This window comes from Erythrobacter sp. NAP1 (genome assembly GCF_000152865.1).
In the GTDB taxonomy this organism is placed as follows: Bacteria; Pseudomonadota; Alphaproteobacteria; order Sphingomonadales; family Sphingomonadaceae; genus Erythrobacter.
Genome location: NZ_CH672390.1, coordinates 2,629,997 through 2,648,997, shown reverse-complemented (window position 1 = coordinate 2,648,997; position 19,001 = coordinate 2,629,997). Strand labels below are relative to the sequence as shown.

The window sequence follows — 19,001 nt, the reverse complement described above, 5'->3', positions numbered from 1 at the left end:
AAACGCCTTATCGCACGAATGACTCGACTGAGCGCGAGTTAAGTGGACATTTACCTTAATTGGCCATGGATTAGAGGCGCGAGAGACGGGTTGGGGACAGCCTCCGCATTTGAGAAGCAGACAGTTGGAACACTCAGGCGAAATTGCGGAAGGCAGCGAGGCCGAAGGCCCGGACGAAACATCGTCCGAAGGCGCGCTGGTTCCTGTTCCCCATAGCGCCGCGAGCCCTGTCGGCATTGATGCAGAGACGGCACGCGAATTTGCGCCCTATTTCAACCGATCTAAGAAATCCGCAGGGCCTACGCCTCAAAGCAAGGTCAAGCGCCAGGTACTTGAGCGCGTCGGAGGCTGGAGTGCGCGCTACGATGAATGGAAGTTGCGCGCGGGCGCAAGGCTGGAGGGACTAGACCTTGCACCTGACCTTGCAGAAAACATCGGCAGTCGCCGCTGGTTTCGCGGGCTTGGAACGATGGTCGCCCTCGGAGCAGTAGCGCTTGCATTCTGGCCTAGCCTGACCCCGCTCGAAGCACGCGCCGCCATGCCCGAAGGCGAGGAAATCCGCGACGAGTTCCGCAGCCAGATGATCATGCCGCTCGCATTCGGAGCAGACAGTGGCCGCCGCATGGGGCCGACGGCTGACGTCATTCCACTCGCAAGCGCTCCCGAGCGCCCGCAGATCCAGCTGGTCGCAACGCTCGCTCCTGGCGACAGTTTCGCGAGCATGCTGCGCCGCGCAGGTGTTTCGGCGAGCGATATCGGCAATGTGAGCAGCCTGGTTGGCGAGGCTATGCCACTCTCCGAGATAGAGCCGGGCACCAAGATCGATATCACGCTCGGTCGCAGAGCCGCCACCGAATCCGCGCGTCCGCTCGATGCGCTGAAATTCCGCGCCCGCTTCGATCTCGAGCTTGAGATCGCGCGGCAGGGGATGAATCCCGAAACCGGTCAGGGCGGTACGCTCTCGCTCGCTCGCAACTTCATCCGCGTCGACGACACGCCCTTGCGCGTGCGCGGCCGGGTTGGATCGAGCTTATACCGCTCGATGCGAGCAGCGGGCGTACCTGCCAGCGCCGTGCAGGATTACCTGCGCACCGTCGATGATCAGATCGACATGGATCGGGAAGTCCGCGCCAGCGACGAATTCGACGTCATCATAGCCTATCGCCGCGCTGCAACCGGCGAGCGCCAGGCGGGACAGCTGCTCTATGCCGGGATCGACAGAGGCGGTGAGCCCAAGACGCAGCTGATGCGCTGGGGCAAGGATGGCCGGTTTTTCGAAGCGTCAGGCGTCGGCGAACAACGCCGTGGCCTTGTCGCTCCCGTGCCAGGGCCAATTTCCTCGCGCTACGGTATGCGTCGCCACCCGATCCTTGGATATCGCAGGATGCATGCCGGAATGGACTTCCGTGCGCGTCATGGGACGCCGATCGTGGCCGTGACCGATGGACGGGTATCGTCCGCTGGTCGTGCTGGCGGTTGCGGGATTGCCGTAAGATTGGACCACGGAAGCGGGCTTTCGACGCGCTATTGCCACATGAGCCGCATGTCCGTGCGCCGCGGGCAGAGCGTGCGGCGTGGACAGGTCATCGGCTATGTCGGTTCGACCGGCCTGTCGACCGGGCCGCACCTCCATTACGAGATGTATCGCAACGGTCGCCACATCAATCCTGCGAGCGTCGACTTTGTCACCCGCGCAGTCCTTTCGGGCAGCGAGCTCGTCGATTTCCAGGAGCGCCTCCTAACGCTACGCCGGATCGAGCCGGGAGCAGCGCTTGAGGACCTCGTGCCGCTGCCAAGCGAGGTCGGCGAACCCGAGCGCGAGATCGAGAAGATCGACCTAGCCCAGCGTGTCTCCTGACCGACAAGGCTGACACCGGCAGCTGACAAGTGCGATTGATTAGCCGCACGAATTCCGGCAAGCCTCTCCTTTATGAGAGCAAGCTATCCGAATATCCGCCTGCGCCGCACGCGAGCATCTGCTTGGAGCCGCTCGCTTCACCGCGAGACGCTGATTACGCCGGCGGACTTGATCTGGCCGCTTTTCGTGACAGACGGCGAGGGTGTCGAAGAGCCGGTGGGCTCGCTTCCCGGCGTATCGCGCTGGTCGGTCGACGGAATTGTCGCGCGGGCAAAGGAAGCCGTCGATCTCGGCATTCCGGTTGTGGCGCTCTTCCCGAACACGCAACCCGATCGCCGGTCGGACGATGGAGCGGAGGCGCATAACCCCGACAACCTGATGTGCCGCGCGATCCGTGCGATCAAGGATGCTTGCGGTGAGGACCTCGGGGTCCTGACCGATGTCGCGCTCGACCCTTATACGAGCCATGGTCAGGATGGCCTGCTCGATGAGCATGGCTACGTCACCAATGACGACACTGTAACAGTGCTGGTAGATCAGGCGCTCAACCAGGCCGAAGCCGGTGCGGACATCATCGCTCCGTCCGACATGATGGATGGCCGCGTCCACGCCATCCGGATGGCGCTCGAAATGGGCAACCACCATAACGTCCAGATCATGAGCTACGCCGCCAAATATGCGAGCGCCTTCTACGGCCCGTTTCGCGATGCGGTGGGTTCCGGCGGCCTGCTGAAAGGCGACAAGAAAAGTTACCAGATGGACCCGGCCAACAGCGACGAGGCGCTGCGAGAAGTCGAACTCGACATTGCCGAGGGCGCGGACAGCGTCATGGTGAAGCCGGGTCTCGCCTATCTCGACATCATCTACCGCGTGAAGGAAGCTTTCGGCGTCCCGGTCTTCGCTTATCAGGTGAGCGGCGAATACGCGATGATCGAGGCAGCGCAGAGCGTGGGCGCAGGCGACCGCGATGCGCTGCTGATGGAAAAGCTGCTTGCCTTCAAGCGCGCCGGGTGCAGCGGGGTCTTGACCTATCACGCACCGGTGGCTGCGCGTCTTTTGAATGGCTGAATTCCGGCACGAAACCGACCGACTGATCCTGCGCGATTGGCGCGAGGATGACTGGGAGCCGTTCTGGAAGGGCGTGAATACGCCTGCAGTCGCCAAATGGGTCGGTGGGGTTGCGAGCGAGGCGGCCATGACCGAAGGGCAGGCAAGGCTGGAACGCTATGCGCGCGATTTCGGCCACACCTTCTGGTGCATCGAGCGCAAGGCAGACGGTGAAATTCTCGGGTTCTGCGGGCTCAAACGCTGCACCGACGAGGAAGGTCCATTCGGCGAGATGGAGGCAGGCTGGCGTCTTCGCGAAGATGCCTGGGGCAAAGGTTATGCAAAGGAAGCGGCTATCGCTTCGCTCGACCTAGCATTCACCCGCTTCGGCGCGGAGCAGGTCATCGCCATGACCTTCAAGGGCAACGAGCCAAGCTGGGGCCTTATGCTGAGGCTCGGCATGTCGCGGCGCGAGGATCTCGACTGGATCGATACGATGTGGGAGCTCGATGACCCCAAGGTCATCATCTACGCGATCACGCGCGAGGAGTGGCAACAGCAGCATGCCTGAGATTGTTCTCGAAACCGGGCGCCTTGTCCTGCGAACCATCGGTGAAGGGGACGCGCTGGAACAGGACCGCGTTCTCAACACGCCAACCGTCATGGACCACCTCGGCGGCGTGAAAGAACTGCATGAAATCGAAGCCAAGCACGCGAAATCGATGCAACTTCACGCGCGCGAAGGGTTCAGCTTCCTTTTCCTGATCGAGAAGGCGACCGGCGAGATGGTCGGCACTTGCGGGATCAAGCGTGTCGACAATGATCATGCACCCAACCATGGCGATCACGAGATAGGCTGGCTGGTGCGCGAGGATCGTTGGAGGCGCGGTTACGCCTATGAGGCCATGCGCGCGGTGATTGACTGGGCCTTTGGGCGTGTCGCAGCGCCCCACGTCGTCGCGCTTACGAGCGAGGCGAATGTCGGCAGTTGGAAGCTGATGGAAAAGCTGGGTATGGAGCGGCGCAAAGACCTCGATTTTGTCGACCCGGATTTTCCGGAGAAGGACAATCCGATCATCCAGTATTCGTTGACCAAACAACAGTGGGAGCAACGCACATGACCGCTCATCCCGGTGCCAACATTATCCCGATCCACGGGAAAGCGCCGAAAATTCACGAGACTGCTTTTATAGCTCCGGGATCGACGATCATCGGCGATGTCGAGATCGGGGCAGGGTCATCAATCTGGTACAATTGTGTCGTGCGCGCTGATGTGTTCAAGATCCGCATTGGTGAGCGAACCAATGTGCAGGACGGAAGCGTCCTTCATTGCGATCCACCAAGGCCAGATGATCCCGACGGCTGTCCGCTTATCATCGGTGACGATGTGTTGATCGGTCATATGGCGATGGTCCACGGCTGCACGATCCATGACCGCGGCTTTGTGGGCCTTGGTGCAATCGTGATGAACAAGGCAGTCATTGGATCTGACGCCATGCTGGCAGCAGGCGCAATGCTAACCGAGCGCAAGGTCATGGGCGAGCGCGAGCTTTGGGCGGGCCGCCCTGCGAAAAAGCTCAAGGACCTCTCCGATGCCGCAATCATGGGCATGAAGATCGGCACGGCGCACTACGCCGAGAACGCCAAGCACCACACCACGGCAGTCCGCGACGCGCTGGGCTAAACGGTCAGCCCGGCCCCTTGGTCATGTATTTCATCATGTGCGGCATGAAATCCGCCTTGCCGATCTCAAGGCCAGCCATCCTTAGAAGCGCGTAGGCCGTGGTCAGGTGGAAATAGAAGTTAGGCAGCGACCATTCGCGCACATATTGCTCGGCGGTCATCGTAAATTGCATGCCATTAGGAAGGTCGAGCACGATCGTGTCTTCGGTCCCGACCAACTCGTCTGGGTCGATCGAATCGAGCAGTTCTGCGGTCTCGGCAATCTGCGCCTTCGCCTCGGCCAAAGTCGTCGCGTTTTCCTCGCGCGAGGTGAAGCTGCGTTCGGTGAGACGCGGCAATGCCTCGCCTGGTAGGTTCGCGACGAAGCGAACCTGCGTTGCGAGCGGATGCATATCCTCGGCAAGCTTGGCCTCGAGCAGCGCATCGCCTTTCGGGTGCGATTCGGCCTTAGTCAGAAGTGCGGCTAGGGTGTCGAGCCGCGTGCGATAGACGGCGATGGATTGTTGGTGCAGGGTCATTCGGTTCTTCTCCTCTTTCTGGAGAATAACAAGCAAGTTGCGAATTGCAACTCAATCTCGGATGAGCGCGCGCAAGGTTTCGATCCGGTCGGCCTCATGCACGGGCTTGTCCCAACGAATGCGGTGAATGCGGGGGAAGCGCATGGCGAGACCTGACTTGTGCCGTTTCGAAGTGTGCACGCTGTCGAAAGCGACTTCGAAAACCAGCGTCCGCTCGACTTCGCGCACCGGCCCGAAGCGGTTGAGTGTTGTTTGCCGCACGAGGCGATCGAGCTTTTTGAGTTCAGCATCGGTGAACCCGGAATATGCCTTGCCGACGGGAAGCAGTTCCGCCCCTTCGTCCGGATCGCCATCCCAGCATCCAAAGGTGTAGTCCGAGTAGAAGCTCGACCTCTTGCCCGACCCGCGCTGCGCATACATCAGCACGCAATCGATCAGCAGCGGATCGCGCTTCCACTTGTACCAATAGCCGACCTTGCGTCCAGCGATGTAGGGACTGTCCTTGGCCTTCAGCATCAAGCCTTCGATCGCATCGTCGCGCGTGCCCTCGCGGATCTCGGCAAGATGGTCGAAATCGCGCGCCTCGACGATCTCCGAGATATCGAAGTGTGATGGTGGGAGCTTGCCCATCAGCTTTTCGAGCGCCGTACGCCTTTTCGTCCATCGGTATTCGCGCAGGTCATCTCCCTCGACAATCAGCGCGTCGTAAAGGCGGACAAATGCAGGAAACTCGGCCAGCATCTTCTTCGAAACAGTTTTGCGGCCCAGCCTTTGCTGAAGCGCGTTGAAGCTTGCAGCACCGCCTTGCTCGCCGCCCTGGACATTTCCGCGCACTAGCAATTCCCCATCCAGCACAGCGTCGATTGGCAGAACTTCGAGCAGTTCGGGAAAGGTCGCCGAGATATCATCGCCTGAGCGCGAGTAGAGCCGCGTCTCACCGCCGACGCGGACGAGCTGGATGCGAATGCCGTCCCACTTCCACTCGGCTGCGAAGTCCGCAAGATCAACTCGCGTATCCTCAAGCGGATGAGCGAGCATGAACGGCCGAAAGCGCGGCGTATTCGAAACGTCCGGAGGATCGGCCCCATCGGCTGCCCATGCGAAAAGATCGGGGTAGGGTGCCTCGAGAGCGTGCCAATATTCCTCGACTTCCTCCACTGACACGTCGAAGGCCTGCGCAAAAGCAGTCTTGGCGAGCCGCGCCGAAACGCCGATGCGCATGCCACCTGTCGCCATCTTGATGAGCGCAAAGCGACCATTGGCATCAAGCCGATCGAGAAGGCCGGGCAATTCCTTGGGCGCGGTGTTGCGATTGAGCGCCGACAATTGGTCGACCACTTGCGACACGCTGGGTGGATCGTCATCAACCTCGCCGCCGGGCCAAAGCAGGCTCGCCGTCTCGGCAGTGTCACCCACGAAGTCGCGGCTAAGCGTCCAGAGGACTGGATCGACGCGATCCTTCATGAAGTTGCGGATCGTCGAGCTTTTCACCGCGGGAAAGTCTAGCTCGCCTGTGAGAGCAGCGAGAGCCCAGCCCCGATCGGGATCGGGTGTTTCGCGCAAATACTCGGCAATTAGCGCGAGCTTGCGGTTGCGGCTGGTCGTGTAAACCAGCGTGTCGAGGAGGGTAGCGAAGTCCTTCACTCGTCCTCCTCCTCGCGGCCCACTAGTGCCAGCGCCCGCGCGCGGCGCTGGTGAAGCTCGCACCAGCGCAGCAGGGCCTCCTCGCGTCCATGAGTGATCCAGGTCTCTTGCGGATCCACCTCTGCAATCGTGTCTGTCAGTTCATTCCAGTCAGCATGGTCGGAGATTACCAGCGGCAACTCGACCCCCCGCTGCCGTGCCCGCTGGCGAACCCGCATCCAGCCCGAGGCCATTGCGGTGATGGGATTGGGCAGTCGCCTGCTCCACCGATCATTGAGCGCGCTGGGCGGAGCCATGACGATGCTGCCCTGCATTTCCTCTTTGGAGTGGTTGCTGACCAGCCGCAATTCCCCGAGGTTCACCCCGTGCTCCTCGTAAAGCCGACACATCTTCTCGAGTGCGCCGTGAAGGTAGATCGGGGCACTGTGTCCGGCTGCGCGCAATTCGGCGATTACGCGCTGCGCCTTACCAAGCGCATAGGCGCCGACGAGCACGCATTGATCGGGATGTGCCTCCAGCGCGGAAAGCAGTTTTGCCATTTCATCGGCGATCGGCGGGTGCGTGAAAACAGGGAGGCCAAAAGTCGCCTCGGTGATGAAGATGTCGCATGGCGCAACTTTGAAGGGAGCGCAGGTCGGGTCGGCGCGCCTCTTGTAATCGCCTGTGATGATTACGCGCTCCCCAGCATGTTCAAGCAGGATCTGTGCCGAGCCAAGAACGTGTCCAGCCGGAATGAACGTCGCATCGACACCGCCGCCCAGGCTTAAGGTTTCGCCATATTCAACCGGCACGGCCTTGTGCGGAATCTCACCCGCCTCGTCCTGCGAGCCCGTGCGGTATCGCAATTCCATGATTGCGAGCGTTTCGGGTGTTGCGATGGTTTCGCCATGCCCGCCGCGCGCGTGGTCGGCGTGGCCATGTGTTACCAGCGCGCGTGGGACGGCTCTGCCGGGATCGACCCAGACGTCTGCTGGGGCAACGTGGATCCCCCAAGGTTCGGGGCGGATCCAATGAGAGCCAGAAGTTTGTGCCATGGTGTACTTACGAAAAGGGCGCGAGAAGGTTTCCCTGCTCGCGCCCCCAATTCGTTTGAAGCTGGATCAGCTTTCCTTGTCGCTGCCTGATTCTTCGGGCTTCGTATCGCCCTTCGGATCTTCCTTGGCAGCAGGCGGCGCCTTCTTGGCTACGGGCTTCTTGCGAGCCGGAGCCTTGCGCTTTGGCTTCGCCTTGGGCGGTGACGGGGTGAGTTCAAAGGAGGGTTTGCCGTCCTTCATCGTCACCGACACCTCGCCACCATCAGCGAGCTTGCCGAAAAGAAGTTCCTCCGCGAGCGGTTGCTTGATCTTATCCTGGATCAGGCGGCCCATCGGACGCGCGCCGTACAGGCGGTCGTAACCCTTGTCCGCCAGCCATGCACGCGCATCGCTGTCGAACTGGATGTGGACGTTCTGTTCGGCGAGCTGGAGTTCGAGCTCGAGGATGAACTTGTCGACCACGCGGGCAACCGTGCTCTTGCCGAGATAGGCGAAGGGCACGATCGCATCGAGACGGTTGCGGAATTCGGGCGTGAACATCTTGTTCACCGCCTCGGTCCCGGCATCTTCCTTGGAAACGTCGCCAAAGCCGATGCCGCTCTTCGCCATATCGGCCGCGCCCGCATTGGTCGTCATGATGAGAACCACGTTGCGGAAATCGACCGTCTTGCCGTGATGGTCGGTCAGGCGGCCATTGTCCATCACCTGCAGTAGGATGTTGAACAGGTCCGGGTGCGCCTTCTCGATCTCGTCTAGAAGCAGCACGCAATGCGGGTTCTGGTCGACCGCATCGGTGAGCAGGCCGCCCTGGTCGTATCCGACATAGCCCGGAGGTGCACCGATCAGACGCGAGACGCTGTGGCGTTCCATGTACTCCGACATGTCGAAGCGCTTGAGCTCGATCCCCATGATCGATGCGAGCTGGCGCGCGACCTCGGTCTTGCCGACGCCGGTCGGGCCGGAGAACAGGAACGAGCCGATGGGCTTGTCCGGATCGCGCAGACCTGCACGGCTTAGCTTCATTGCGGTGGACAGGCGGGTGATTGCCTCGTCCTGACCAAAAACGACATGCTTGAGGTCGCGCGAGAGGTTCTCGAGCGCCTTCTTGTCGTCCTTGCTGACCGATTTGGGCGGAATGCGCGCCATTGTCGCAATCACGGCCTCGATTTCCTTGGCGGTAATCTTCTTCTTGCGGCGGCTCGGCGGCACAAGCATCTGCATCGCGCCGACCTCGTCGATCACATCGATCGCCTTGTCGGGGAGCTTGCGGTCGTTGATGTAACGCGCCGAAAGCTCGACTGCGGTCTTAAGCGCATCGGGCGTATACTTGACGTTGTGATGATCCTCGAAGGCGCTGCGCAGTCCCTTGAGGATCTTGACCGTGTCTTCGATCGTCGGCTCGTTCACGTCGATCTTCTGGAACCGGCGAAGCAGTGCGCGGTCCTTTTCGAAGTGGTTGCGGAATTCCTTGTAGGTGGTCGACCCGATGCAACGGATCGCACCCGAAGACAGCGCGGGCTTCAGCAGGTTCGATGCATCCATCGCGCCGCCGCTGGTTGCGCCGGCGCCGATGACCGTGTGAATCTCGTCGATGAAGAGGATCGCGTGCGGCATCCCTTCAAGTTCGGAGACGACCTGCTTGAGACGCTCCTCGAAATCGCCGCGATAACGCGTGCCGGCAAGCAGCGCGCCCATGTCGAGCGAGTAGATCACCGCTTCGGCAAGCACTTCGGGCACATCGCCTTCGACAATCTTGCGAGCCAGACCCTCGGCGATGGCGGTCTTACCAACGCCGGGATCACCGACATAAAGCGGGTTGTTCTTTGAACGGCGGCACAGAATCTGAACCGTGCGATCCACTTCAGGCCCGCGACCGATCAGCGGATCGATCCGGCCATCCTCGGCCTTCTTGTTCAGATTGACCGTGAACTGGTCGAGCGCAGTTTCCTTCTTGGAGCCAGCATCCTTGGCCTGCTCGGTCTCGGCTGCGGCCTCTTCGGAACCCTGCGGCGCTTTCGATTCAAGCTGACGGCCACCCTTGCCGATGCCGTGGCTGATATAGCTCACCGCATCGAGGCGGCTCATATCCTGCTGTTGCAGGAAATAGACCGCGTAGGAATCGCGCTCGGAAAACAGCGCCACGAGGACATTAGCGCCCGTCACCGTGTCCTTGCCCGAGGACTGAACGTGCAGGATCGCGCGCTGGATCACCCGCTGGAATCCGGCGGTCGGTTGCGGGTCGGCGTCTTCCTCGGTCTTGAGGCTCTGATATTCCTGATCGAGATATTGCTTCACCACCTCGCCAAGCTCGGCAAGATCGACCCCGCAAGCGGCCATCACCTGCGCGCCGTCTTCATCATCGATCAGCGCGAGCAGCAGATGCTCCAAAGTCGCATATTCATGGCGACGCTCCGAAGCGTGAGCGAGCGCGTTGTGCAGTGTCCGTTCGAGATTCTGGGCGAAACTTGGCATGGATTAAGGTCTCTATTCGGGGGCGAAGAATGCTCCGACTATCGAAGCACAAAGGAGGGTGTACGAATTATATGGTACGCGTCTGCATAATTGCGAATCCGAATGGAGCTTCGCAAAAACGATCATGAGCCGGGACCCTTAAAAAGTGCATCTGCCGCCGCGCGATGAGCACTTGCCTTGTCGCGGTGCGCCGTGACCCGATCAATCTCCGCTTCAAGCAACGCAATACGCTCGGTCAGTTCATCCTGAGAGTAGGGTGCAAGGTCCTCTGCTGCCAGCTTGCTGGCGGCGTCTCCTTTGGGGCGCGGGAGATCGAGATCATCCATTGACGCCAGCATCGCTCGACACGCGGCTTGCTGTCAATGCGCTTGGCCTGTATTTCCGCTCTCCGCATCAAGGGTCGTCGCATGTGCGATCGCCAAATCCGGGGGCAGAACTCATGCTAGAGGCGAAAGCGCCAGTCATTCCTGACACCATGCGGGCTGTGGGATTTGATTCGCCCGGTGGCCCCGAAGTCCTTCGGCTTGAACAGACAGCCACGCCTTCACCCAAGCAAGACGATGTTCTCATCAAGGTGGCTTTTGCAGGCGTAAATCGCCCCGATTGCGCGCAGCGTGCAGGAATGTATCCACCGCCGCCGGGCGCATCGCCGCTGCCCGGTCTTGAAGTAGCAGGCGAAGTGGTCGCGATCGGGAGCGGTGTCCCGGCCGAAATGCTCGGCCAGCGTGTCGCCGCCCTGACGCCGGGTGGTGGTTATGCCGAATTCTGCACCGCACCGTGGCAACATTGTCTCTCTCTGCCCGATGGCATGGACCTCAAGACCGCCGCCGCTCTCCCCGAGACGCTCTTTACCGTCTGGCACAACGTATTCGAGCGAGGGATGGCACGTGATGGTGAGCGACTCCTCGTTCACGGTGGAACTAGCGGCATCGGCACGATGGCGATCATGCTCGCCAAGGCGTTCGACATCGAAGTGATCGTGACCTGCGGCGATGAGGCAAAATGCCAGGCCGCGCGCGACCTCGGCGCAGATCTAGCAATCAATTACCGCGAGCAGGATTTTGTCGAGGTGATCAAGGAACACACGGGCGGCGAGGGCGTGAACGTGGTGCTCGACATGGTTTCTGGCGACTACGTCCCGCGCAACCTGCAGTGCCTTGCCGAAGATGGTCGCCACGTGACGATCGCCATGTTGGGCGGCGCCAAGGCCGAGCTGTTCATGCCGATGGTGATGATGAAACGCCTGACGCTGACGGGCTCGACGTTGCGCCCGCGCTCGGATGCTTTCAAGTCTGCCCTCGCAGATGAGATCGCTGCGAATGCGTGGCCGCTATTCACCTCTGGCGAATTGGCGCCGGTAATGGACCAGACCTTCCCGCTTGGCGAGGCTGCCGCTGCGCATACCCGGATGGAAGCGGGCGAGCATATTGGCAAGATCGTGCTGGAAGTCTCCGGTGGCTGAGCAATTCACGCTTCACGAAGATCCGCGCAGCGGCAACTGCTACAAGATCAAGCTCACCGCCGCACTGCTCGGTCTGCCGCTAGCGACCCGGCAATACGACATCATGAAGGGCGAGACGCGCACACCCGAATTCCTCGCCAACATCAACGCGAATGGCCGCATCCCGGTGCTCGAAATCCGCGACAGGGAAAGCGCCCGATTCCTGCCCGAGAGCAATGCGGCGTGCTGGTATCTGGCAAGCGATTCCGACCTCATCCCGCAAGACCGCTATGCGCAGGCCGACATGCTTCGCTGGATGTTCTTCGAGCAATACAATCACGAGCCGAACGTCGCGACTCTTCGGTTCTGGCTGACATTCGTGGGCAAGGCGAACCTGTCGGAACAGCAGAACGCCCAGATCATGGCAAAGAGAATCGCCGGTTGCGACGCGCTTTCGGTGATGAATGTCGAACTTGAGGACAGGCGCTTTTTATGCGGCGATAAGGTGACGCTCGCTGATATTGCGCTGTTTGCGTACACGCATGTCGCCGATGAAGGCGGCTTTCATTTGAGTGATTATCCCAATATTGCGCCCTGGATCGAACGCATCTGCTCGCTGCCGCGCTTCGTCCCGATGCAGTGAGGGTGTGGGTGCCGCTCTATTTGTGCACTGCAACATGACCGTCATCTAGCTGCCAAAAGACGCGGAACCGTCACCGCCTTGTGAATCGCCTGTAACATTGGCGTGCCATGGATGCCTTTGAAATGCATCGCATTGCGAAAAGGCGCGTTCATGACCGACTTCATGCTGCAGGATAAATCTGGCGACTTCTCCGATCTCGGAAATGTGGCAAATCTCCCCGTGTCGCAGATCAATTCTCGGTTCAGCGCCCCCGAGCCGGAAGGGATTAATCGCACCAAGTATCGCACCATATGGATCAGCGATGTTCATCTCGGCACCAAGGGGTGCAATGCCGAGATGCTGATCGACTTCCTCGACCACACCGACAGCGATGTCATGTATCTTGTCGGCGACATTATCGACGGGTGGCGTCTCAAGAAGAAGTTCTACTGGCCTTCCACTCACAACGACATTGTGTGGCGCGTGCTCAAGCGCGCCAAGCGCGGTACGCGGATCGTCTACATTCCGGGCAACCATGATGAGATGTTCCGCCAATTCACTGGGCTGAACTTCGGCGGCATCGAAATCCGCCGCGCTGCCTTTCACGACACGGTCGACGGACGGCGGCTGATGGTTCTTCACGGCGACGAATTCGATGCGGTCATGCTCTCACAACGCTGGCTCGCCTTCGTTGGTGACTGGGCATACATCACCGCGATGAAGCTCAACGTGCTGGTGAATGCCGTGCGAAAAGCGATGGGCCTACCTTACTGGTCTCTTTCGAAAGCAGCCAAGCACAAGGTGAAGAACGCGGTCGAATTCATCGGGAAATACGAAGAAGTCGTGGCCAAGGCTGCTGGAGAGCGCGGTGTCGACGGGGTCGTTTGCGGCCACATTCACACAGCGGAAGCCCGCGAGTTCGAATTTGGCGGAAAGACGGTCGAGTATTGGAACGATGGCGACTGGGTGGAAGGGTGCAACGCTCTGGTCGAGCATCACGATGGTTCGATGGAGATCATCAATTGGGCAGACGTGATCGCGGCACGCGCGCGCCATAGCGACCGCGCCGTTGTCCCCGATCAAGAACCGAGCGAAAGCCGCGAACAGGAGGCGGCATGAATATGTCCGCAAAGATCGCTCCCGCGCGATTAGCAGCGGCGGAACGACCACAATCAATCGCGATCGTGACGGATGCATGGTTTCCGCAGGTCAATGGGGTGGTCCGCACCTTGTCCACGACGTGCGAAATTCTGCGCCGCTGGGGCTATGACGTCACGGTCATTTCGCCTGAGCAATACCACAGCGTCCCCGCACCGACCTATCCCGAGATCCGGCTGGCCCTGACGCTTCCGGGTGCGGTGGGAAGGCAACTGGCGAGAATCACTCCTGATGCAGTTCATATCGCGACTGAGGGACCATTGGGATTTGCCGCGCGGCGATATTGCGCTGGGCGAGGGGTGCCGTTCACCACCGCCTATCACACACAGTTTCCTGACTATATCTCGCGTCGCACTGGCCTGCCAGCGAGCGTCTTCTGGCCTTACATCCGCTGGTTCCATGGCCCTGCCGAGCGTGTGATGGTCGCAACCGAAAGCATCCGCGAGGAACTGCGCGGTGAGGGACTTACGCAGCTCGCGCATTGGAGCCGCGGTGTCGACCTTGCCAGCTTCTCGCCTGATGCGCCCGTGCCGCTAGAGCTCGCCGACCTCGGTGGCCCCATCCTCCTTTATGTCGGGAGGGTAGCTGTCGAGAAGAACATCGAGGCTTTTCTTTCATGCGACCATCCGGGGACCAAGGTCGTGGTTGGCGACGGACCGGCGCGCGCTTCGCTTGAGGCGAAATTTCCTGAGGCCGTCTTCCTTGGTAAACGCACGGGCGCCGAACTTGCTGGCTGTTACGCTGCAGCTGATGTGTTCGTGTTTCCGAGCAAAACCGACACGTTCGGACTCGTTATGATTGAAGCGCTAGCATGCGGCACTCCAGTGGCTGCCTTTCCGGTGAGCGGACCGGTCGACATCCTGAACGAGACTGTCGGCGCCATGGACGCGGATTTGGCCAAGGCGATTGCAACGGCACGAACCCGTGACCGAGCGGCCTGTACTGCCCACGCTGCATCATTTTCATGGGAGGCGGCAACGCAGCAATTCCTCTCCGGTCTTGCACCTTTGGCCGATGAGGAATGCGTCTCGCTGCGGGCAGTGTCGGCGATTTGAAGGCCACGATACATCCGGATTGGGGCCATACCGATCACCAGTTTTAGGCGCGGAGCACCCTTTCCCTTGCCGCGCGCACCTCTTTAGCCTATCTGACACTCGCACAGTGGCCGCTCCGCAAGGGGCGGCCCTTATATTTTGAACGGAGATTTCCCCATGGCACAAAAGGATCAGCCCAAGCCGCTGATGCCGCACGCCACGGCTACCTGGCTGGTCGACCACACCGGCCTTTCGTTTGAGCAGATCGCCGCATTTTGCGGCCTGCACATTCTCGAAGTCCAGGCGATGGCAGACGACCTTGCAGGCAGCAAGTATACGGGCCGCGACCCTGTACACGCGGGTGAGTTGACCCTCGAAGAGATCGAGAAGGGTCAGGCCGATCCCGAATACGCGCTCAAGATGCACAAGGCGCCGGTTGAAGTCACCCGGACCAAGGGCCCGCGTTACACCCCGGTGTCGAAGCGTCAGGACAAGCCCGACGGGATCGCATGGATTCTGCGCAACCATCCGGAAGTGTCGGATGCGCAGATTTCGAAGCTGATCGGCACCACCCGCAATACGATCGGCGCGATTCGCGAGCGTTCGCACTGGAACATCCAGAACATCCAGCCCAAGGATCCAGTGACCCTTGGCCTGTGCTCGCAGCGTGAACTCGACGCAGTCGTTGCCAAGGCAGCCAAGCGCGCTGGCGTGACGGAAGAAGCCGAAACCGTCGTTGGCGAAGACAATCGCAGCGACAAGGACAAGCTGATCGAAGAGCTTCGCGCAGAACGTGAAGCCAACGTGAAGGCTGCTGCCGAAGCCGCTCAGGAAGCCGAAGCCGAAGCATGGCTCGCTCAGAAGCGCGCTGCCGAAGCTGCTGGCGAAGATGGCGTGACGCCCCCGGACAGCGTGACCCCTCCCGCCTTCGCTCCTTCGGAGCCGAGCGAGGAAGAGGCCGTCACCGCGCCCGAGCCGGAAGACGACGACAACGCCTGATTGCTCACTCAGTTAGAAAGGGCGGCCCCGCACATTGCGGCGCCGCCCTTTTTTGTGCCCGATGCCGCACCATTCGCTTGAGAATCGCTCGCAGATCGGTCATGTTATTGACATGAATGTAAATACCGCCAGCTATCACCATCCGACCCCCTGGGATGCGACATTCGAACCAATGTCCCTGCCCGAAATGCTGGCGCGTACTGTCGCTCACAATCCGGACGCGCCGTTCCTTCATTTTCTGGGGCGAACATATTCGTACAGCGAGATCGAGCGCGAGGCGAAGAGCTTCGCCGCCGGATTGATCGCGATGGGTGTGGAGCAGGGCGACCGCATCGGCTTGTTCCTCCCCAACGTACCGATCTACGCCTCGGCCTATTACGGCGCGATGATGGCTGGCGCGGTGGTGGTGAACTTTTCGCCGCTCTATTCGGTCGAAGAACTTGCATGGCAGGTTGGCGATAGCGGGACGAAAGTGCTTGTGACGCTCGATGTGCCTGAACTCTATTCCACGGCAGCGAAGGTTCTCGAGGGATCAGCGCTTGAAACGCTGATTGTCGGCTCGCTTTCGGAAATGCTTCCGGCGGTGAAGGGGCTGGCGCTCAAACTCTTCAAGCGAAGCCAGATTGCTGACGTGGCCTGGGGTCCCGATACGCTCAAGTGGAGCGAGATGCTGCGGTCATGGCCCGAGGGTGAGGCCACGCTCGACCGCCGCGATGACCTTGCGCTCCTCCAATACACCGGAGGCACAACCGGGCGGCCTAAGGGGGCGATGCTCGGCCACAGCCAGCTGACACAGAACGCGCAACAAGTCGCCGCGATCAACCCGTTCGAAGACCCGCGCAAGGAGGTCTTCATGGGGGCGCTGCCGTTTTTCCATGTATTTGCGAACACTGCGCTACTCAACCACGCGGTTGCGGCGGGCGCCTCGATCGCGATGGTGCCCCGCTTCGAGGCAAAGCAGGTTCTTCAGACGATCCAGAAATACAAGGCGACCGGCTTTCCCGGCGTGCCAACCATGTTTCAGGCGCTGCTCGATCATCCCGACCTGACGAAAACCGACCTTTCATCGCTCAAGGTATGCATTTCGGGCGGTGCCCCGATGCCGGCGCAGGTTCACACCAAGTTCGAAGAGGTCACCGGCGTGCGCGTGGTGGAAGGCTATGGCCTGACGGAGAGTTCGGGCGTGGTTTCGACCAATCCTTACGAAGGGACCCGCAAGAAAGGCACGATCGGACAACTCGTAGCAGGCACTGAAATCGTACTGCTCGACAAGGAAGACCCGACCAAGCTCGCGCCCGACGGTGAGCCGGGTGAGCTCGCAGTCCACGGCCCGCAGGTGATGCGCGGATATTGGCAGAGGCCCGAAACCGATGCTGACGTCTTCGTCGAGCGAGACGGCAAGCGCTACCTTCGCACGGGCGACGTCGCGGTGATGGACGAAGACGGGTTTCTCGAAATCGTCGACCGGATCAAGGACATGATTGCAGTGGGCGGCTTCAAGGTGTTCCCGAGCGTGGTCGAAGATGCGATCCTGAAGCACGAGGCGATCAAGGAAGCGCTCGTGATCGGTGTGCCCGACGACTACAAGGGTGAGGTACCACGCGCATACGTAACGCTTGAAGATCCCGAGACCGATATCGGGGCCGATGCTCTCAAGGGCTGGCTCAACGACCGGATCGGCAAGCACGAGCGGGTCGATCAGGTGGTGATCCGCAAGGAGCTACCCAAGACGATCATCGGCAAACTCGACCGCAAGGCCCTGCGCGCCGAGGTTCTCTGACAGACAAAGAAAAACGCCGCCGACCCTCCCGGGCCAGCGGCGTTATTGAATTCGCTAGGCTGTGATCGTCAGTTGGCGATCTGAAGCTTTGCCTGCGCGTCGTCGGCGCTCGATGCTTCTTTTTTCATTGGCGCAGGAGCCGGCTTGGTCTGGCGATGCGAGTTGGGTGCGAAGCGACCATCGACCTGCGCGCCCTGTTCGATGGTGAGCGCATCATAATGCACATCGCCTTCGATCTCGGCGGTCTTGAGAATAACGAGTTCCTTGGCGGCAATCGAACCGACAACCTTGCCCGACATGCGGGCGGTGTCTGCCATGACGGCGCCGTGAATAGCGCTGCCTTCACCCTGAACGATCGAAGCGCACTTGATGTCGCCTTCGATGGTTCCGTCGATGTGAAGGTCGACCGAGGCGCTGACATCGCCCTTGATCGTTACGTCTGAACCGATCACCGAAAAGGTGGAGTTACCGTTTGCCATGCTGCGTCCTTGGGATTTGGGGGCGGGTGCGCGCGGAGCGGGCGGGGCCGAATTATCAGTTGCCGCGGGCTTCTTTGAGAACATCGGGAGCTGTCTCCAGGAAAGGACGCGGATTTACGGGGCGTCCGTTGACTCGAACTTCGAAATGCAGGTGAGGACCTGTCGATCTACCTGTGCTGCCAAGACCGCCAAGAGTCTCACCCGCTTCGATGGACTGCCCGACCTTCGCGTCAATCCGAGACAGGTGAGCGTAGCGGGTCATGATGCCATTGGTGTGCGTGATCTCGACGCACTTGCCGTATCCACCCCTGCGGCCGGCGAAAGTCACGCGGCCCTTGGCTGCGGCATAGATCGGCGAGCCGTGCGGGCCCTTGAAGTCGATACCGTTGTGCATCGCGCTGCGGCGGGTGAAGGGATCGCGGCGATAGCCAAAGCGCGAAGAAATGCGCTGGTCGGCAGCCGGAACGACCTGCGGAACGCCTTCAAGCGCGAGCTCAAGTTCTGCCATGCGTGAGAGGCTGAACCCCAGACGCTCAAAGCGCGGATCGAGCGAGCCGTCAGCGGAAGTGGCGAGCAGTTCGAGCGGACCACCCATCGCGTTTTGCGCGACGCGGCGGGTGGCGCGGGTCATTTCGCGCGGGTCGAGGTTGAGTTTGCGAAGCGCTTCTTCTGCGCGTTTGGCGCGCCAGTCGGCATAGCGCGTCATGTTCTCGACATATGCGAGCTGACGCGCTTCCACCTGTGCAAGGCCAACGGCCTGCGGGAACATCGCGCCGACTTGCTTGACCGTCTTCGCGGTTTCATCCGAGGAATCGGTCACATTGGTGTCGACGGTCTGGATGTCTTCAGGAAGCATTTCGCTCATTGCATCGAGCACGTCCTGACGCGCCTTGAGGTCATCGACTACGCGTTCAAGATTGCCGCCATACGCTTCAAGCCGCTGACGGTGATCGGCGACCTCTGCTTTTTCGCTCTGGAACGATGCAAGGTTCGATTCAGCGACGTAGTTGTTCCACGCCATGACGCCCATCGAACCGGCCCAGCCGGTTGCGAACAGCACTGCGCCAAGTGCTGCACCCTTCTGCATGCGCGACGAGATTTTGATGAAGCGAACTTGCCCCTGTGACCGCATAAAGAATTCGCGGTCGGGAAACCACTCGCGCAGTTTCTCACTCCAAGAGCGTGAACTTTTTGATTCTGACAAAACGGCCCCGGCAACTGTTGTGTTTTTA

18 protein-coding genes are annotated in these 19,001 nt (G+C 60.6%); 11 read left to right on the top strand and 7 right to left on the bottom strand.

What is annotated here, in order from left to right:
- The first annotated feature begins 124 nt into the window (after nt 1-124).
- From NAP1_RS12635 to NAP1_RS12615, 5 genes are all read left to right on the top strand, one after another.
- Nucleotides 125-1,858: a M23 family metallopeptidase gene (locus NAP1_RS12635; RefSeq protein ID WP_007165701.1), complete on the top strand. Its 1,734-nt coding sequence runs from the start codon at nt 125-127 to the stop codon at nt 1,856-1,858.
- Between the two features lie 72 nt (nt 1,859-1,930).
- The gene (hemB, locus tag NAP1_RS12630; protein WP_007165700.1) at nt 1,931-2,926 is read left to right on the top strand and encodes a porphobilinogen synthase; all 996 of its coding nucleotides are present in this window, start codon (nt 1,931-1,933) and stop codon (nt 2,924-2,926) included.
- The gene (locus tag NAP1_RS12625) at nt 2,919-3,476 is read left to right on the top strand and encodes a GNAT family N-acetyltransferase (RefSeq protein ID WP_007165699.1); all 558 of its coding nucleotides are present in this window, start codon (nt 2,919-2,921) and stop codon (nt 3,474-3,476) included. The genes hemB and NAP1_RS12625 overlap by 8 nt, the downstream gene beginning before the upstream one ends.
- Nucleotides 3,469-4,026, top strand: a complete 558-nt coding sequence (locus NAP1_RS12620; protein WP_007165698.1) for a GNAT family N-acetyltransferase — start codon at nt 3,469-3,471, stop codon at nt 4,024-4,026. The genes NAP1_RS12625 and NAP1_RS12620 overlap by 8 nt, the downstream gene beginning before the upstream one ends.
- Nucleotides 4,023-4,589 (top strand): gamma carbonic anhydrase family protein, encoded by a 567-nt coding sequence (locus NAP1_RS12615; RefSeq protein WP_007165697.1) that lies wholly within the window; start codon nt 4,023-4,025, stop codon nt 4,587-4,589. The genes NAP1_RS12620 and NAP1_RS12615 overlap by 4 nt, the downstream gene beginning before the upstream one ends.
- Before the next feature lie 4 nt (nt 4,590-4,593).
- On the opposite strand, the gene NAP1_RS12610 is transcribed toward NAP1_RS12615, so the two are convergent.
- The 5 genes from NAP1_RS12610 to NAP1_RS12590 form a co-directional block, all read right to left on the bottom strand.
- The gene (locus NAP1_RS12610; protein WP_007165696.1) at nt 4,594-5,106 is read right to left on the bottom strand and encodes a DUF1993 family protein; all 513 of its coding nucleotides are present in this window, start codon (nt 5,104-5,106) and stop codon (nt 4,594-4,596) included.
- Nucleotides 5,107-5,157: 51 nt separating this feature from the next.
- Entirely contained in the window at nt 5,158-6,750 is a 1,593-nt protein-coding gene (locus NAP1_RS12605) for a cisplatin damage response ATP-dependent DNA ligase (RefSeq protein ID WP_007165695.1), read from the bottom strand.
- Nucleotides 6,747-7,784: a ligase-associated DNA damage response exonuclease gene (locus tag NAP1_RS12600; RefSeq protein WP_007165694.1), complete on the bottom strand. Its 1,038-nt coding sequence runs from the start codon at nt 7,782-7,784 to the stop codon at nt 6,747-6,749. Before NAP1_RS12600 ends, NAP1_RS12605 begins: the two co-directional genes overlap by 4 nt.
- A gap of 66 nt (nt 7,785-7,850) precedes the next feature.
- A complete protein-coding gene (gene clpA, locus NAP1_RS12595) occupies nt 7,851-10,256 on the bottom strand; it encodes an ATP-dependent Clp protease ATP-binding subunit ClpA (protein ID WP_007165693.1) in 2,406 nt (801 codons plus the stop codon).
- 122 nt (nt 10,257-10,378) lie between these two features.
- Nucleotides 10,379-10,582 (bottom strand): DUF1192 domain-containing protein, encoded by a 204-nt coding sequence (locus NAP1_RS12590; protein ID WP_007165692.1) that lies wholly within the window; start codon nt 10,580-10,582, stop codon nt 10,379-10,381.
- 149 nt (nt 10,583-10,731) lie between these two features.
- On the opposite strand from NAP1_RS12590, the gene NAP1_RS12585 reads away from it, so the two are divergent.
- The 6 genes from NAP1_RS12585 to NAP1_RS12560 all read left to right on the top strand — a co-directional run bounded on the left by NAP1_RS12585 (nt 10,732) and on the right by NAP1_RS12560 (nt 17,290).
- Nucleotides 10,732-11,718 (top strand): NAD(P)H-quinone oxidoreductase, encoded by a 987-nt coding sequence (locus tag NAP1_RS12585; RefSeq protein WP_040465020.1) that lies wholly within the window; start codon nt 10,732-10,734, stop codon nt 11,716-11,718.
- A complete protein-coding gene (locus NAP1_RS12580; protein WP_007165690.1) occupies nt 11,711-12,340 on the top strand; it encodes a glutathione S-transferase family protein in 630 nt (209 codons plus the stop codon). The genes NAP1_RS12585 and NAP1_RS12580 overlap by 8 nt, the downstream gene beginning before the upstream one ends.
- Before the next feature lie 150 nt (nt 12,341-12,490).
- Nucleotides 12,491-13,438, top strand: coding sequence for a UDP-2,3-diacylglucosamine diphosphatase (locus NAP1_RS12575; protein ID WP_371170297.1), 948 nt, complete (start codon nt 12,491-12,493; stop codon nt 13,436-13,438).
- Nucleotides 13,435-14,532 (top strand): glycosyltransferase family 1 protein, encoded by a 1,098-nt coding sequence (locus NAP1_RS12570; RefSeq protein ID WP_007165688.1) that lies wholly within the window; start codon nt 13,435-13,437, stop codon nt 14,530-14,532. Before NAP1_RS12575 ends, NAP1_RS12570 begins: the two co-directional genes overlap by 4 nt.
- 156 nt (nt 14,533-14,688) lie before the next feature.
- On the top strand, nt 14,689-15,510 hold the full coding sequence (locus NAP1_RS12565; RefSeq protein WP_007165687.1) for a DUF1013 domain-containing protein: 822 nt from the start codon (nt 14,689-14,691) through the stop codon (nt 15,508-15,510).
- Between the two features lie 112 nt (nt 15,511-15,622).
- Nucleotides 15,623-17,290 carry a long-chain fatty acid--CoA ligase gene (locus NAP1_RS12560; RefSeq protein ID WP_040465017.1) on the top strand — a complete coding sequence of 556 codons (1,668 nt, stop codon included), beginning with the start codon at nt 15,623-15,625 and terminating at the stop codon, nt 17,288-17,290.
- 68 nt (nt 17,291-17,358) lie between these two features.
- Here NAP1_RS12560 and NAP1_RS12555 read toward each other — a convergent pair whose 3' ends face one another.
- Nucleotides 17,359-17,769 carry a polymer-forming cytoskeletal protein gene (locus tag NAP1_RS12555; RefSeq protein ID WP_007165685.1) on the bottom strand — a complete coding sequence of 137 codons (411 nt, stop codon included), beginning with the start codon at nt 17,767-17,769 and terminating at the stop codon, nt 17,359-17,361.
- A 55-nt stretch (nt 17,770-17,824) separates the two neighbouring features.
- Nucleotides 17,825-18,856: a M23 family metallopeptidase gene (locus NAP1_RS12550; RefSeq protein ID WP_241761218.1), complete on the bottom strand. Its 1,032-nt coding sequence runs from the start codon at nt 18,854-18,856 to the stop codon at nt 17,825-17,827.
- Nucleotides 18,857-19,001 lie beyond the last annotated feature (145 nt).

What these genes read in the sequence shown, in the direction of transcription:
- NAP1_RS12565 (WP_007165687.1), top strand. Translation starts at nt 14,689, where the DNA reads ATGGCACAAAAGGATCAGCCCAAGCCGCTGATGCCGCACGCCACGGCT.
- NAP1_RS12560 (WP_040465017.1), top strand. Translation starts at nt 15,623, where the DNA reads ATGAATGTAAATACCGCCAGCTATCACCATCCGACCCCCTGGGATGCG.
- NAP1_RS12620 (WP_007165698.1), top strand. Translation starts at nt 3,469, where the DNA reads ATGCCTGAGATTGTTCTCGAAACCGGGCGCCTTGTCCTGCGAACCATC.
- NAP1_RS12590 (WP_007165692.1), bottom strand. Translation starts at nt 10,582, where the DNA reads ATGGATGATCTCGATCTCCCGCGCCCCAAAGGAGACGCCGCCAGCAAG.
- hemB (WP_007165700.1), top strand. Translation starts at nt 1,931, where the DNA reads ATGAGAGCAAGCTATCCGAATATCCGCCTGCGCCGCACGCGAGCATCT.
- NAP1_RS12575 (WP_371170297.1), top strand. Translation starts at nt 12,491, where the DNA reads ATGACCGACTTCATGCTGCAGGATAAATCTGGCGACTTCTCCGATCTC.
- NAP1_RS12585 (WP_040465020.1), top strand. Translation starts at nt 10,732, where the DNA reads ATGCGGGCTGTGGGATTTGATTCGCCCGGTGGCCCCGAAGTCCTTCGG.
- NAP1_RS12570 (WP_007165688.1), top strand. Translation starts at nt 13,435, where the DNA reads ATGAATATGTCCGCAAAGATCGCTCCCGCGCGATTAGCAGCGGCGGAA.
- NAP1_RS12615 (WP_007165697.1), top strand. Translation starts at nt 4,023, where the DNA reads ATGACCGCTCATCCCGGTGCCAACATTATCCCGATCCACGGGAAAGCG.
- NAP1_RS12600 (WP_007165694.1), bottom strand. Translation starts at nt 7,784, where the DNA reads ATGGCACAAACTTCTGGCTCTCATTGGATCCGCCCCGAACCTTGGGGG.
- NAP1_RS12625 (WP_007165699.1), top strand. Translation starts at nt 2,919, where the DNA reads ATGGCTGAATTCCGGCACGAAACCGACCGACTGATCCTGCGCGATTGG.
- NAP1_RS12610 (WP_007165696.1), bottom strand. Translation starts at nt 5,106, where the DNA reads ATGACCCTGCACCAACAATCCATCGCCGTCTATCGCACGCGGCTCGAC.
- NAP1_RS12550 (WP_241761218.1), bottom strand. Translation starts at nt 18,856, where the DNA reads ATGCAGAAGGGTGCAGCACTTGGCGCAGTGCTGTTCGCAACCGGCTGG.
- NAP1_RS12555 (WP_007165685.1), bottom strand. Translation starts at nt 17,769, where the DNA reads ATGGCAAACGGTAACTCCACCTTTTCGGTGATCGGTTCAGACGTAACG.
- clpA (WP_007165693.1), bottom strand. Translation starts at nt 10,256, where the DNA reads ATGCCAAGTTTCGCCCAGAATCTCGAACGGACACTGCACAACGCGCTC.